The 13862-nt window shown below is 44.8% G+C and carries 14 protein-coding genes and 1 tRNA gene; 11 read left to right on the top strand and 4 right to left on the bottom strand.

Annotation, left to right across the window (positions count from 1 at the left end; all coding sequences use genetic code 11):
- The first annotated feature begins 67 nt into the window (after positions 1-67).
- From kbl to glpG, 4 genes are read left to right on the top strand one after another with little or no spacing between them, the layout of a single operon-like run.
- On the top strand, positions 68-1264 hold the full coding sequence (gene kbl / locus GTH32_RS04810; protein WP_163084107.1) for a glycine C-acetyltransferase: 1197 nt from the start codon (positions 68-70) through the stop codon (positions 1262-1264).
- A complete protein-coding gene (gene tdh / locus GTH32_RS04805) occupies positions 1261-2286 on the top strand; it encodes an L-threonine 3-dehydrogenase (RefSeq protein WP_163084106.1) in 1026 nt (341 codons plus the stop codon). The genes kbl and tdh overlap by 4 nt, the downstream gene beginning before the upstream one ends.
- Entirely contained in the window at positions 2286-2603 is a 318-nt protein-coding gene (gene glpE / locus GTH32_RS04800) for a thiosulfate sulfurtransferase GlpE (RefSeq protein WP_163084105.1), read from the top strand. Before tdh ends, glpE begins: the two co-directional genes overlap by 1 nt.
- Positions 2600-3472: a rhomboid family intramembrane serine protease GlpG gene (gene glpG, locus GTH32_RS04795; RefSeq protein WP_163084104.1), complete on the top strand. Its 873-nt coding sequence runs from the start codon at positions 2600-2602 to the stop codon at positions 3470-3472. Before glpE ends, glpG begins: the two co-directional genes overlap by 4 nt.
- 13 nt (positions 3473-3485) lie before the next feature.
- Here glpG and GTH32_RS04790 read toward each other — a convergent pair whose 3' ends face one another.
- A complete protein-coding gene (locus GTH32_RS04790) occupies positions 3486-3899 on the bottom strand; it encodes a flagellar basal body-associated protein FliL (RefSeq protein WP_163084103.1) in 414 nt (137 codons plus the stop codon).
- A 193-nt stretch (positions 3900-4092) separates the two neighbouring features.
- Here GTH32_RS04790 and GTH32_RS04785 point away from each other — a divergent pair, with 193 nt between their 5' ends.
- Entirely contained in the window at positions 4093-4644 is a 552-nt protein-coding gene (locus GTH32_RS04785; RefSeq protein ID WP_163084102.1) for a chorismate lyase, read from the top strand.
- Entirely contained in the window at positions 4634-5506 is an 873-nt protein-coding gene (gene ubiA / locus GTH32_RS04780; RefSeq protein WP_163084101.1) for a 4-hydroxybenzoate octaprenyltransferase, read from the top strand. Before GTH32_RS04785 ends, ubiA begins: the two co-directional genes overlap by 11 nt.
- Positions 5507-5579: 73 nt before the next feature.
- On the opposite strand, the gene ubiK is transcribed toward ubiA, so the two are convergent.
- The gene (ubiK, locus tag GTH32_RS04775; protein WP_163084100.1) at positions 5580-5828 is read right to left on the bottom strand and encodes a ubiquinone biosynthesis accessory factor UbiK; all 249 of its coding nucleotides are present in this window, start codon (positions 5826-5828) and stop codon (positions 5580-5582) included.
- Between the two features lie 111 nt (positions 5829-5939).
- Here ubiK and rep point away from each other — a divergent pair, with 111 nt between their 5' ends.
- A complete protein-coding gene (gene rep, locus GTH32_RS04770) occupies positions 5940-7958 on the top strand; it encodes a DNA helicase Rep (RefSeq protein WP_163084099.1) in 2019 nt (672 codons plus the stop codon).
- A gap of 18 nt (positions 7959-7976) precedes the next feature.
- Here rep and GTH32_RS04765 read toward each other — a convergent pair whose 3' ends face one another.
- Together GTH32_RS04765 and GTH32_RS04760 are read right to left on the bottom strand one after the other, a co-directional pair.
- Positions 7977-10580, bottom strand: a complete 2604-nt coding sequence (locus tag GTH32_RS04765; protein ID WP_163084098.1) for a sensor domain-containing phosphodiesterase — start codon at positions 10578-10580, stop codon at positions 7977-7979.
- 108 nt (positions 10581-10688) lie between these two features.
- Positions 10689-11096, bottom strand: a complete 408-nt coding sequence (locus GTH32_RS04760; protein ID WP_163084097.1) for a c-type cytochrome — start codon at positions 11094-11096, stop codon at positions 10689-10691.
- Positions 11097-11340: 244 nt separating this feature from the next.
- Between GTH32_RS04760 and GTH32_RS04755 the strand changes: the two genes are divergently transcribed.
- The 4 genes from GTH32_RS04755 (at position 11341) to GTH32_RS04740 (ending at position 13859) form a co-directional block, all read left to right on the top strand.
- Positions 11341-11417, top strand: a tRNA-Arg gene (locus GTH32_RS04755).
- Positions 11418-11567: 150 nt separating this feature from the next.
- Positions 11568-12230, top strand: coding sequence for a hypothetical protein (locus GTH32_RS04750; RefSeq protein ID WP_163084096.1), 663 nt, complete (start codon positions 11568-11570; stop codon positions 12228-12230).
- Positions 12227-12733: an ImmA/IrrE family metallo-endopeptidase gene (locus GTH32_RS04745; RefSeq protein ID WP_163084095.1), complete on the top strand. Its 507-nt coding sequence runs from the start codon at positions 12227-12229 to the stop codon at positions 12731-12733. The genes GTH32_RS04750 and GTH32_RS04745 overlap by 4 nt, the downstream gene beginning before the upstream one ends.
- A 1-nt stretch (position 12734) precedes the next feature.
- Positions 12735-13859 carry a beta family protein gene (locus GTH32_RS04740; protein ID WP_163084094.1) on the top strand — a complete coding sequence of 375 codons (1125 nt, stop codon included), beginning with the start codon at positions 12735-12737 and terminating at the stop codon, positions 13857-13859.
- Positions 13860-13862 lie beyond the last annotated feature (3 nt).

Here is a 13862-nt window from a genome sequence, read left to right as displayed (position 1 = left end):
CTACCAATGGTGTACCCTGAAATTAGCTTTCTTTACACTACCTCTTTTACCACAACGGGAGACGGGCATGTCCGGGGCATTTATCTCGCACCTGCAATCACAAATTGCAGCCACCAAAAACGAAGGTTTATATAAAAAAGAACGTGTTATCACGTCTCAGCAGCAAGCCGACATTGATGTGGCGAATGGCGATCATGTCATCAACTTTTGCGCAAACAACTATTTAGGCCTTGCCAACCACCCTTCATTAATCGAAGCGGCGAAAGAGGGCCTAGAGTCACACGGTTTCGGTATGGCGTCGGTACGCTTTATTTGTGGTACCCAAGACATCCATAAACAACTGGAAGCAGAAATTAGCGACTTCCTTGGCACGCAAGACACTATCTTATACCCCTCGTGTTTTGACGCTAACGGCGGGTTATTTGAAACCTTGTTAGGGCCAGAAGACGCAATAATTTCAGATGCGCTAAACCACGCCAGTATTATTGATGGTGTGCGCTTATGTAAAGCTAAGCGCTATCGCTATGCCAATAACAATATGGAAGCGCTAGAAGACCAGCTTAAGCAAGCCGACGCCGACGGCGCACGCTTTAAAGTTATTGCTACCGATGGTGTGTTTTCTATGGACGGCGTTATTGCCGACTTAGCCAGTATTTGCGACCTAGCCGATAAATATGATGCCTTGGTAATGGTAGACGATTGCCATGCTACCGGCTTTTTAGGTGAACATGGCCGTGGTAGCCATGAATATTGCGGTGTACTCGATCGCATCGATATTATCACCGGCACGTTAGGCAAAGCGCTAGGGGGAGCCTCAGGCGGTTATACCTCAGGGAAGAAAGAAGTGGTTGAATGGCTAAGACAGCGTTCGCGCCCCTATCTGTTTTCTAACTCTGTAGCGCCACCTATTGTATCGGCGTCGCTAAAAGTGTTTGAAATGATGAAAGATGGAGCCGACTTGCGTGCGCAGCTATGGAAGAACGCAGCCCATTTTCGCCGCCGTATGGAAGACGCGGGTTTTACCTTAGCAGGTAAAGACCATGCAATTATTCCCGTTATGCTAGGTGATGCCAAAATTGCCAGTGAAATGGCCGATAAGCTATTAACCAAAGGCATTTATGTTATTGGCTTCTCGTACCCAGTAGTGCCAAAAGGGCAGGCGCGTATACGAACGCAGATGTCTGCCGGCCATACGATTGAACATGTAGATAAAGCCGTAGATGCGTTTATTGACGTTGGCCGTGAAATGGGAGTGATTGCATGAAATCATTGGTAAAAGCAAAAGCCGAAAAAGGCATTTGGTTGCAAGACACCCCAGAACCCGAATTAGGCCACAACGACCTACTTATAAAAATTCGCAAAACCGCCATATGTGGTACCGACATGCATATTTATAACTGGGATGAGTGGTCGCAAAAAACCATCCCTGTACCTATGGTGGTGGGGCATGAATATGTAGGCGAAGTGGTGGGCATTGGCCAAGAAGTGCGTGGCTTTAGTGTAGGCGATAGAGTGTCGGGGGAGGGCCATATTACCTGTGGTCATTGCCGTAACTGCCGTGCTGGCCGTCGTCATTTATGCCGCAACACCGAAGGTGTTGGGGTTAATCGTCCTGGTGCCTTTGCGGAATATTTGGTAATTCCAGCATTTAACGCGTTTAAAATACCTGACAATATCAGTGACGATTTGGCGTCTATCTTCGACCCCTTCGGGAATGCGGTACATACTGCCCTTAGCTTCGACCTAGTGGGCGAAGATGTTCTTATTACCGGCGCCGGCCCCATCGGCGTTATGGCCGCTGCGGTTGCTCGGCACGTTGGCGCACGCCACGTAGTTATTACCGACATAAACCCTTATCGCCTTGAATTAGCGAAAAAGATGGGGGCAACCCGTGCAGTAGATGTGAGTAAAGAAAACCTACAAGATGTAATGAACGAGCTTGGTATGTCGGAAGGTTTCGATGTGGGCCTTGAAATGTCGGGTGTGCCGGTAGCATTTCGCGATATGTTGGCCAAAATGAACCATGGTGGCAAGGTAGCTATGCTAGGTATTCCGCCCCAAGATGTAGCGGTAGACTGGAACCAAGTTATCTTTAAAGGGCTTGTTATCAAAGGTATTTACGGGCGTGAAATGTTTGAAACCTGGTATAAGATGGCCAGCTTGCTACAAAGTGGCCTTGATTTAAGCCCTATTATTACCCACCGCTTTTCAGTGGATGACTTTCAGAAGGGGTTTGATACCATGGGCTCAGGACATTCAGGCAAAGTTATTCTGGACTGGCAATAATGACTACTTTTTCTCACATTAGCGTTGAAGATGTCGCGAATTTTAATGGCGATGTGGCCATTGTAGATATTCGCGATCCGCAGTCGTACGCCAATGGGCACATGCCTAATGCGGCGCCGCTCAATAACGATAATTTCGCTACCTTCATTGAGCACACGCCCAAAGATACCCCTGTTGTAGTGGTTTGTTATCACGGCATTAGCAGCCAACAGGCTGCACGTGTTATCGCCGAGCAAGGGTTTAATACCGTATATAGCATGGACGGTGGTTTTGAAGCGTGGCGATTGGCACAGCCTGTTGAATCTGGGCTATCGTGAGCCAGCCGCTTATCGCATTTCGCCAGCAAGGCATTGCCCTTTTGCTGGCGAATTACCTTAAAAGCCAACAGATAGATTGCGTAGTAACGCCTAGTGAGGCAAAAGACGAGTTTTTCGTGCAGCTTAGCCGCGAAGAAGATGCACTTAAAGCGCGCGAGCTAACCGAGCAGTTTTTACGCGACCCTAATAACCCCAAATACCAACAAGCTGCTTGGCAGTTTGGCGACAAGGTAAAACTTGCGCCTAGTGGTGGGGTTAATACTAAGCATATTTTTAAAAACGCGCTTGCTGCGCCGTTAACGTCACTCATTTTTATTATTTGTGCGTTGGTATACGGCCTGTCGTTAGTGGGGCTATTTAGCCCTATAGCCGAGCATTTATTGATGCAACCGCTATCTGTATTGGCCGACAACCACCAATGGTGGCGGCTATTAGGGCCTGCGTTTATTCACTTTAGTGTGTTACACATTGTGTTTAACTTATTATGGTGGAGCATGCTTGGCGCTAAAATAGAGCGTACCTTTGGCAGCAGCTTATTGTTTTTGGTGTTTGCGGTGTCAGCGGTAACATCTAATATTGCACAAGCGTTTTTTACCGACCCAGTACAAGGTAATTTCTTACTCTTTGGCGGGTTATCTGGGGTAGTGTACGCAGTATTGGGCTTTGTGTGGTGGCTAGGGTGGTTAAAACCTAATTGGGGCTTATCGCTACCAAACTCTATTGTAGGCTTTATGCTGGTATGGTTGGTACTAGGCTATGCCGACATATTGTGGGTAAATATGGCAAACGCCGCGCATACCGCTGGGCTTATTACCGGGTGTTTAATGGCAGGCGCGTTAGCCCTTATTGCCAACAAACGTAAAGGCTAGCCAGCGTTACGAGCTAGCCTTGATATAGGTATTTGGTGAAAATAACGTTTTTCACCACTTCACCGCCGGTTTCTTCTTTCATATGTTGCTGCAAGGTGCGTAGCAACGTTATGCGTATTTCTTCTCTTCCTTTAAGTGACTTCACCTTTTCTGCGGGTTGGCGACCAAAAATTTCAATAGCGGTAGCCCGCAATAGCGGCATATGATGCTCGGCTATTTCTAGCTGCTCTACATCACTAATCATTAATTCTATGGTAACAGACACATAGCCTAGTTTACGTGCATTGTGCCCAAGGTAATTGGTTACAATGTCAGGCTCTAAACCTAAATAAGCATAGTTAGCGTTTTGCTGCGCACGGACAGGCGCGAGCCCACTGGATAAAAATATACTTGCTGCAACAAGCATAACAACAGAAGACTTCAACATGGCGTTCACTGGAAACAAAAAATGAGGATTATCTGTAGTGTAACAAATCATCAAATAAACGCACTACTGCAAAAGTAGCAGGAAGTATGTAAATTCAATATCATACGCCTATAGGCAGGGCGAAAAATACAGGTTGGCAAACGAGGGGTACAATGGCGATTGATTTACACAATGTTATCTTAGGCGTGAATACGTGAGTTTTGCAGGTTGTTTCCCTGTGGGGTTGCCGGTGAATTGGAAAGAAGCGAGCGAGGTAAAGATTACCGATGCTTACTTAAAAAACTGGCTACTTGATACAGGCTCACTTACCGAGCGGGTACAATCTTTGTGCCATCAGTTTTCACTTACGTTATTAGGCCAGCAAACGCTAGTACCAGAGCAAAGTGAACTTGCCTTACTAAACGCCGCGCCGCAAACGCCTTTTCAGGTACGTGAAGTACTGCTGTGCGCCGATGGCGTTCCTTGGGTTTTTGCTCGTTCAATTATACCGCAAACCCTTATAGATTCTGAGTTGGCAAATTTAGGGGGCCAGCCATTAGGCAAGCGGCTATTTAACGATGCCCGTTTTGCGCGCTCTGCATTTCAGTTAACCACGCTTTCCGCGCCCGCATTAGGCTATACTCAGTCACGACAACTGTGGGGAAGGCGTTCTATGTTTACCCTAGAGCAGAACAAAATGATAGTGGCGGAAGTGTTTCTACCTCACGCCCCCGTGTACGATACAAGGTATCAGGATGAAATTTAACTTAACCCGAGCGCACCTGCCGGCTTACATACGCTTAATGCGTATTGATAAACCTATCGGCATTTATCTATTGTTATGGCCTACTTTGTGGGCATTAATTCTGGCTTCTGAAGGCCTTCCTGCATTAGGTGTTACGCTTATCTTTGTTGCCGGAGTAGTCGTTATGCGCTCGGCGGGCTGCGTTATTAACGACTATGCCGATAGAAACCTAGATGGAAGCGTAGCGCGCACCGAAAACCGCCCGTTACCTAGTGGTGAAGTAACACCGAGTGAAGCGTTAAGCTTATTTTCGCTACATATACTAGTGGCTTTTCTTTTGGTGATAATGCTGAATTGGCAAACAATTGCATTATCGCTGGTGGCGCTACTTTTGGCCGCCAGCTACCCCTTTATGAAGCGCTACACCCATTTTCCGCAAGTAGTACTTGGGGCGGCGTTTGGTTGGGCAATACCTATGGGCTTTATGGCGGTATTAGAAACAGTACCCACCTACGGCTGGTGGTTGTTTATTGCAAACCTGCTTTGGACTGTGGCCTACGACACTATGTACGCTATGGTAGATAGAGACGATGATATTAAAATAGGCATTAAATCTACCGCTATACGTTTTGGGCGCTATGACGTAGCCATTGTTATAGGCCTTCAACTAGCTACCCTTGTAATACTGTATGGCATAGGGCAGACAATAGCAGCCCATTGGCCCTACTATGTGGCGCTAATGTTTACGGCATTGCTGTTTGTTAGGCAGTATCAGTTTATTAAACGTAGACAAAAAGAAGGGTGCTTTACTGCATTTCTTGAAAACCACTATGTAGGCTTAACTATTGCGGTAGGTATGCTAGTGAACTTCTGGGTAAGTTAACCGCTATTGCCCTATATGCACCAGCCGAGCAAAGCAAGGGCCAGTGTTTTTAACTGGCCTTTTTAGGCTAAGCTTAATCGCTGTGCTTACTTTCAAGCTCGGCAATGCGGGTTTCCATTGCATCAAGCTTTTCACGTGTACGTATAAGCACTTGGCTTTGAATATCAAATTCTTCGCGGGTAACAAGATCAAGCTTAGAAAGCTGTGTTTGTAGCACCTGCTTAATCTTACCTTCTGCTCCTTCTGCCATATTACGAACGCCCGGTGGAACAGCATCTGCAATCTGTTTGGCTAAATCTTCGAGTTTTTTCGGATCCAACATGGAATTCCCTTATAATGCGCAGCGTAAAAGTATGGCATCTATTCTATCGGCATCGCCATATCTTGCAATGAAAACCGTGATACCACACACCGACTTAATGTTAGGAAGGCAATGAAACTAAACGAAGCGCAAGAATCCGCAGTCACTTTTGTATCTGGCCCTTGTTTGGTGCTGGCGGGGGCAGGCAGTGGTAAAACCAGAGTAATTACCAATAAAATTGCGCATTTAGTAAGAAATTGCGACATGCCTGCACGCTATATCGCCGCCGTTACCTTCACCAATAAAGCGGCGCGTGAAATGAAAGAGCGGGTGGCGCAAACCCTGGGTAAGCCTGAAGCCCGAGGTTTAAAGGTGTCTACCTTCCATACCCTTGGCCTAAATATTATTAAAGCCCATGTTAAAGACCTTGGCTTAAAGCCCGGCTTTTCATTGTTTGATGACAAAGATTCACTGGCGCTGTTAAACGACTTAACTAAAGACACCATAGACGGCGATAAAGATCAGTTATCGCTGCTACAAAGCTGCATTTCAAACTGGAAAAACGACCTTGTGTTACCCGACGCCTTGCTAAAACAAGCACAAAGCAGTGGCGAGCAAGAGTTTGCACAGGCCTATCGACGCTATCAAGATAACTTAAAAGCGTATAACGCACTGGATTTCGACGACCTTATTTTGCTGCCTACCTTATTGCTTAAAACTAACGAAACAGTGCGCAGTAAATGGCAAAGTAAAATTCGTTACCTACTAGTAGATGAGTATCAGGATACCAACACCAGCCAGTACGAATTGGTAAAGCTACTCGTGGGTGAGCGTGCTCGCTTTACAGTGGTAGGCGACGACGATCAGTCTATTTACTCATGGCGCGGCGCAAAGCCACAAAATTTGCATTTGCTACAACAAGACTTTCCTCGCTTAAACGTAGTGAAACTACAACAAAACTATCGCTCTTCGGGGCGTATATTGCACTGCGCTAACATCCTTATTCAAAATAACCCTCACTTGTTTGATAAAACCCTGTTCAGTGAACTGCAATACGGTGAAGCGCTACGCGTTATTGAAGCGAAAAATGAAGAGCATGAGGCTGAGCGGGTGGTAGCAGAATTGCTGGCCCACAAGTTTATGAACGGCACAAAGTTTAAAGACTACGCTATTTTGTATCGAGGCAACCATCAAAGCCGCTTGTTTGAAAAGCTGCTTATGAGCAACCGCATCCCGTATAAAATTAGTGGCGGAATGTCGTTCTTTGGGCGCGCTGAAGTAAAAGACATCATGGCGTACTTGCGTTTACTGGTAAACCAAGACGACGATAATGCCCTACTTAGGGTAATTAATACCCCAGGGCGCGGAATAGGGCGAGCCACCTTAGAAAAACTGGGTAATTTTGCTAACAGCCTAGGTGTACCCATGTTTGAGGCAGCTACCCATCCCAACCTAAACAGCGTATTAACGGGTAAAGCCTTTGATGCCGTATCGGGGTTTTCCCGCTGGATAGTTGAACTGGCTGATAATGCGCAGCGCGGCGATACCGCAGACGCCGTACGCAGTATGATACGCACCATGGGCTATGAAGAGTGGCTATACGAGCATAGCGCTAGCCCAAAAGCGGCAGAAATGGCCATGGCCAACGTAAGTACGCTATTTGGCTGGGTTACCGACATGCTAGAAGGTAACGAACTAGATAGCCCCATGAACCTTACCGAAGTTGTTAACCGGCTTATTCTTCGCGACATGATGGAGCGTGGTGAAGACGACGGCGAAGGCGATCAAGTGCAACTAATGACCCTTCACGCCAGTAAAGGCCTAGAGTTTCCTATTGTGTTTTTAGTGGGGATGGAAGAAGGCCTATTGCCTCACCAAAGCAGTATTGATGAAGATAACGTAGAAGAAGAGCGCCGCTTAGCCTATGTGGGCATTACCCGCGCTCAGCGCGAGCTTATCTTTAGCTTGGCCAAAGAGCGCAGGCAGTTTGGAGAGGTTCTACAGCCAGAACCCAGTCGGTTCTTATTCGAACTACCCCCCGATGACATTCAATGGGAAAGCAATAAACCGAAAGTAACCAAAGAAGAGCGCCAACAAAAAGCGCAGGTGGGAATTGCTAATTTACGGGGTATTTTGGGTAATAAAGATTAGGTAGTAAAGACGAGTAAGTTATTTTGCGACAAGTTCTTTTACGTCTACTTGCGATGCCCGTCGTAGCACCTTGCCTTGGCCGTACGTACAGCCAATTTCAGTAAGTGCGGTAAGTTGCGCGCTGGCATCTACGCCCTCGGCAATTACACTAAATTTAAGGTGCTCTGAAATAAGCATTACCGACTGAATAAGTTTTAAATTACGCTGTGAACGGGGCAGCGATTTCACAAATCGGTGATCAACCTTTATAAAGTCGAAGGGGTAAGCAAATAAGTAACTTAAACTTGCCAAGCCACTACCAAAGTTATCTAGCACCAGGGTAATTCCCGCCCGTTTTAGCTTCTTGATAGCCGGTAAAATAAACTGAGAGCGGCGGTTTAGGTCGTGCTCATCAAACTCAAATACCAATTCGTGAGGCGACACCTTAAACTCTTCTACCAACGCCACCATCTTATTTACCATAGAGGCCTGCAAAAGATGGTTAATTGAAATGTTTACCGCTACACGGCCAGATACTTGGCCCGGCTCGCGCCAATGTTGTAGCAACTCACAGGCTTTACGTAATTGCAGTAAATCTAACTCAAGGGTTAACCCTGCCTGCTCACACACTTCACGTAATTGGGCGCGGTTAATTCTACCGTATTCTGGGTGTGTCCATTTCACATACATTTCATGGTACAGCACAGAGTCGTCGCGTAAATCTATCACCGGCTGCAAGAAATAGTTGAAGCCTTCACCCCGCATGGCACGACGAAATTCATTTTCAAGCTCAAGCTCTTCTATAAGCCTATCGCGCATGCTTTTATCAAACATGACATAACGCCCACGGCCTAAGGTTTTAGCCTGATACATAGCAGCATCGGCGTCACGCAGTACTTCATCGGCGCTATTGTAATAAGGCTCAAGGTGAGCAATGCCTACACTGGCGCCTGAGTACATTTCTCGGCCTTCTAAAATGAAAGGGTCGGAGATAGATTTGATAATACGCGAGGCCACTTCTTCAACATCAGAGATATCATCAAAATTATCGAGCAGTACCACAAATTCGTCGCCGCCTAAGCGTGCAAGCAAGTCATGACCGCGAATACAAATGCCAATACGGCGGGCAACTTCAACTAAGAACTCGTCTCCCGCATGATGACCTAGGGTATCGTTAATAACTTTAAAGCGGTCTAAATCGATAAACAGCACCGCAAAATAATTGTCTTGGTAGCGCTGCTTGCTGGCAATAGCCAGCTCTAAGCGGCTGGTAAACATAGCGCGGTTTGGAAGGTCGGTAAGCGAGTCGTGGTGCGCATCGTGAATAAGCTTTAACTCAATCTCTTTACGTTCTTCTATTTGTTGTTTGAGATATGAGTTAGTGCGGTCTAATTCGGCGGTACGCTCTTTTACCCGCGCTTCCAATTCACTGTTGTAACGCTGAATAGCCTCAGTGCTACGTTTACGCTCCATGGTTACCGCAATGTGATGGGATACAAAGCGTAACAGCTCTAAGTCTCGAGAGTTGTATTTGGCGTGTTTACCATAGGTTTGTACCGCAATAACCCCAGATATCTCGCCATCTACAATAAGCGGTGAACCCAACCACGAGTTCGCGCTATTTAACATGTTTTGCGCCACGGTTACGTCAATTTCGCCGGCCTCAGCCAACTCTAGCACCCGTGGTGGGTTAATCAGTTCAGCCTGACCCGTGCGTAGTACAAATTCGGTAAGCCCCAGCCCCAACGGGCGCGACTTAACCTTGTCATCCACTTTGTCGCTAAAGTAAGGAAATTCTAAATGCTGGCGATCTTCACTTAAAATACAAATAAAGCAGTTAGGCGCACTAATTAGGCGCGCTAAAATACCATGCAGACTAGAATAAAAGTCTGTCATGTCGCCTTCAAGGTTAGCTGCAAGCTCCGATATTTCAAACAACGCTTGCTGTAACGCTTCTACCTTCTGGCGCTCAAGAATTTCTTCTTGTAAGTCATCATTAATTTTACGCAGCTGACGGGTACGTTCACGAATAGTACGCTCGGTAAGCTCACGGTTTTTTACCCTATCCACCGTGGTAACAATGTGCTGCGACACAAACAACAACACCTCTAAGTCTTCTTGGCGATAGTTAACTGTGTCGTCGTAGGTTTGTATTACCATGGCACCAATTACCTGGCTGCCACGCTTTAACGGTACGCCTAATAGCTCGTAAGGCTGCGAACCCACAAGCTTAATACCGTGTTCTTTCGCAAACTTTTGTTCTTCGCTACGCTTATAAAATAGGTGTTCACCGGTACGTAAGATAAACCCTGTCATGCCGTCCATCAAATCTTCGGCAGGCATTTGCGACACGGCTTGCTCGTCGAATTCATCAACAAAGTAAGCAAAATCAATAAGGCTGTTATCTTCTTCGTAAAAGGCAACAAAGAAATTGTCGGCATTCATAAAATCGCCAATAATTTCATGAATAGCAGAATAAAGGTGGGAAAGGTGACTAACAGAACTGGCCAGTTCAGAAATGTCAAAAAGCGCCTTCTGAACTCGTTCAGCGCGCTTATATTTATCAGTGAGCTGTTGAAGTTGGGGAATCAGTTCCCGTAACTCTTCTTCAGTTAACTCATGCTTGTATGATTCTGATGACATTCCGATCGCCGGTTAGTATAAGAATTCGTTATTTTAATTCTATTTAAACTAACCGATCCGACCAGAAAGCGCTACTTTTTTCGGCGAATTGCAATGCAAATTGCAGGCTTAAATGCCTTCCACCATGTATTCAATTGCCGCTTTAATTTCATCATCTGAACAGCTTGCACACGTACCACGCGGAGGCATAGCGTTAATACCATTTAGTGCGTTTTGCCATACACCGTCTAGGCCACGTTCGTCTAAACGAGGCTGCCAGTCGGCGGCAACGTGTACTTTAGGTGCGCCCAATACGCCCGATGCGTGACAAGCCACACAGGCAGAGTTGTAAACATCTTCGCCTGACTTAGCGCCGCCTGCTGCTGCGGTATTTCCAGCCGCTTCAGCGCCCGCCACATGTACTTGACCCGTAGGCTTAATACGATTGGCAATTTCTTCGTCACTCATTTCTTGTGCTTGCGCAGCAAACACAGTTAGTGCTGTAGCTGCAACGGTAAACCAGGTTTTCAATTTCACATCTGTCTCCAGGCAATCATGAACTTTACATTTAAAGTAATCTGGCCAGATTATAACGGTAATTCATGGTCGAACAACTGTTTGCTGCCATTTACCTATAAAAAGTAAGGATTTTTAATACATTAAAACCAACAACTAGAAAGAGTTTTGCATAAACCAGTTGATGCAAGGGCCCTGCATCAGTATCATTACGCCGCGTTTGAGGGTAGGGATTAACGAAATCCTACTTAAACCATCCTCCCACGCACCCGTAGCTCAGCTGGATAGAGCGTTGCCCTCCGGAGGCAAAGGTCATAGGTTCGAATCCTATCGGGTGCGCCATTTTTAAAGGGCTGCAGCCTAACCTCTTTTTTCTAAAAACCCCCTTTTTGAAATATGTAGCAAATGTGTAGCAGGCGGTGATTATCTGAACTAGCTTTAAAAATCTAATTAATATAAATTCAGTGTAAGATGTACTTCAAGGAGAAATGGATGAAAGTCGTTAGTACAATTAACATGAAGGGAAGCAATATGTTGGTTGTTAGAGTATTATTTTTTATATGTTTAATAATATTAAGCAATACATCTTTCGCAAACAGTGGAAATGAAAATCCAACAAAGCCCAATGACGTTTTGTTGCAAAACAAAAACTCACCAGCTCTGTCACTCCTTAACGAATCATATAAGCAAAGAATCACTGAACTTAAATCTGAAAATGAGCTGCTCATCAAAAAATTGGGCGATTTGGAATCCAGTTTAGATGCGCTTGCCGATAAAAATGCAGAGCATTCAAATAAGTTAAGTTTTGCTGAATGGAGTGGAATTCTTTTAGCTTGCGTAGCTGTTATAGTGACAGTATTAGGTGTGGTAGTGGCCTTATTTTCTTTCGTAGGATATAAGAAAGTATTAGATTCTGCTAAAGATACTGCTAACGAAGTTGCAAACGAGCAAGTTGCAGCGAAAATTCATGATTCTACAAGAGCAGAACTTCAAGCTCTCTTTAGCAACAAGGCGCTGTTTGATAAAAATTCGGCAGAGTATAAAAACCTAGCACCTGTGAGAAAGTTTTTACTGGAAGCTGTAGCAAAAGTTATCTATCGCGACATTCAATTCGATACTTCTGATCACGAATCAGATACGGGCAATGAAGAATGAAATCAGGAAACTTTTCCCCAGAATGGGCATCCCTTAATAACACGGAACGCTCAGTCATAAGTAAATACCATCAAACTGCGCCAATTCAAGTGGGTAAAATTGCAAAGGAACTGGGAGCTTCTGTTAAGAGTGCGACACTTAAAGCAGGAATTAGTGGGGAGATAAAGGAGACAGATGGGCAGATATTGATCAGGATAAATCGTCATGATAGTAAGCCTAGACAACGTTTTACTCTTGCTCACGAAATCGGCCATATGCTTTTGCATCGCGATAGAATAGGTGATGGCATTGTTGATGATATTCTTTACAGATCATCGTTGTCAGATACTTTAGAGGCTCAAGCGAATAGATTAGCTGCTGATATATTGATGCCATATCATTTAACAATGGAAAAGCTTCACGAGTATGAAGATATTGTGGATGAAGAAAGAAAATACGAATCTGTAGCAAGAGACCTTGAAGTATCTACAACAGCGTTAAAAATAAGGTTAGGGAAACTCTAATATGTTTTTGATTGATAAGGATTATCAATATATACCGGTACTATCAATTAGTCGTGCTGAAATGAAAGCTCTAGAAGAGTTACCAGAAAAAGACAAAGATAATCTACTGCCTTTGTTTCCTCTAAAGGGTTGGGCTTCTGCTAAAACACTTGATAAAGCGCTAGCTAGGATTAAAACTTCGTTCGGTAATAGGCGTTTTATTGCTGATATTGACTCTGATTTTCTAGTAAGGGCATACAGCGAAGTGGCTGTAAAAGACGAGCCTCGCGAAGTATTTAAAGAAATTATAGAGTTAGCTAATTCCGATGATGGATACGACAATTGGTATCAGTTCATCAAACAATTTGAGCATATTCATCCATGTGTCCAATTAAATGATTTGTCCCAAGTCAAATCTCAGGTAAAAAAGTTGAAATCTTTAGGTAGAAGGATCTGCGTATATCTGAAGTTGAATGAGGTCAATACAAAGCAACTCGTGAGTCAATTAGATGAACTAGAAAAGACGGACTTGGGAGATGCACTTTTTGTAATAGACTTCGGAGATATTACTCATTCTTACGAAGCTTCGGTTCAAGGCTACGCACATATTGTGGAAATGATTCATGCAAAATTTCCTCAGTGCTATTTGGCAGTGTCCGCTACGTCCTTTCCTTATGGTTTTTCTGGGCAAAATAATGGAGAAGCCTCGATCTACGAACGCCAACTTTATCAAAAAATATCTGATTTATTAGGCTCTGATGAAATCGTTTATTCGGATCGAGGTAGCGCAAGGGCAGGAAAATTAGCAGGAGGAAGTGGTACTCCTCCTCCAAGAATAGACTATGCTTGCAAGACCGAATGGCGATTTATCAGGGAGGAGTTTGATGATAGTTCTGATATAGGTGAAGGAGAAAAGGCTGAGCTTTATTCGCAAATTGCAAAAGAGATGATGGACCAAGACTATTGGATTGAAGAGTTGAGTTTATGGGGCACTCAAATGATAGAGTTAGCAGCTCGAGGCGACGATTTTGGCATAACTAATGCTCAAGATGCTACGGCTGTTCGAATAAACTTACACTTATATCAACAATTACACTTTTCTGACGTTAATGACGTTTTTGACACGGATGAAGACTGGGTCGATTAATAT

Origin of the sequence: Alteromonas profundi (genome assembly GCF_010500865.1) — a bacterium.
Taxonomy (GTDB): Bacteria; Pseudomonadota; Gammaproteobacteria; order Enterobacterales; family Alteromonadaceae; genus Alteromonas; species Alteromonas profundi.
This window is presented reverse-complemented; position numbering and strand designations above follow the sequence as displayed.

Excerpts from the sequence above, each read along its gene's own strand:
- GTH32_RS04745 (WP_163084095.1), top strand. The coding sequence starts at position 12,227 with ATGAAATCAGGAAACTTTTCCCCAGAATGGGCATCCCTTAATAACACG.
- GTH32_RS04750 (WP_163084096.1), top strand. The coding sequence starts at position 11,568 with ATGAAAGTCGTTAGTACAATTAACATGAAGGGAAGCAATATGTTGGTT.
- GTH32_RS04740 (WP_163084094.1), top strand. The coding sequence starts at position 12,735 with ATGTTTTTGATTGATAAGGATTATCAATATATACCGGTACTATCAATT.
- GTH32_RS04790 (WP_163084103.1), bottom strand. The coding sequence starts at position 3,899 with ATGTTGAAGTCTTCTGTTGTTATGCTTGTTGCAGCAAGTATATTTTTA.
- kbl (WP_163084107.1), top strand. The coding sequence starts at position 68 with ATGTCCGGGGCATTTATCTCGCACCTGCAATCACAAATTGCAGCCACC.
- ubiA (WP_163084101.1), top strand. The coding sequence starts at position 4,634 with ATGAAATTTAACTTAACCCGAGCGCACCTGCCGGCTTACATACGCTTA.
- glpE (WP_163084105.1), top strand. The coding sequence starts at position 2,286 with ATGACTACTTTTTCTCACATTAGCGTTGAAGATGTCGCGAATTTTAAT.
- tdh (WP_163084106.1), top strand. The coding sequence starts at position 1,261 with ATGAAATCATTGGTAAAAGCAAAAGCCGAAAAAGGCATTTGGTTGCAA.
- GTH32_RS04765 (WP_163084098.1), bottom strand. The coding sequence starts at position 10,580 with ATGTCATCAGAATCATACAAGCATGAGTTAACTGAAGAAGAGTTACGG.
- ubiK (WP_163084100.1), bottom strand. The coding sequence starts at position 5,828 with ATGTTGGATCCGAAAAAACTCGAAGATTTAGCCAAACAGATTGCAGAT.
- rep (WP_163084099.1), top strand. The coding sequence starts at position 5,940 with ATGAAACTAAACGAAGCGCAAGAATCCGCAGTCACTTTTGTATCTGGC.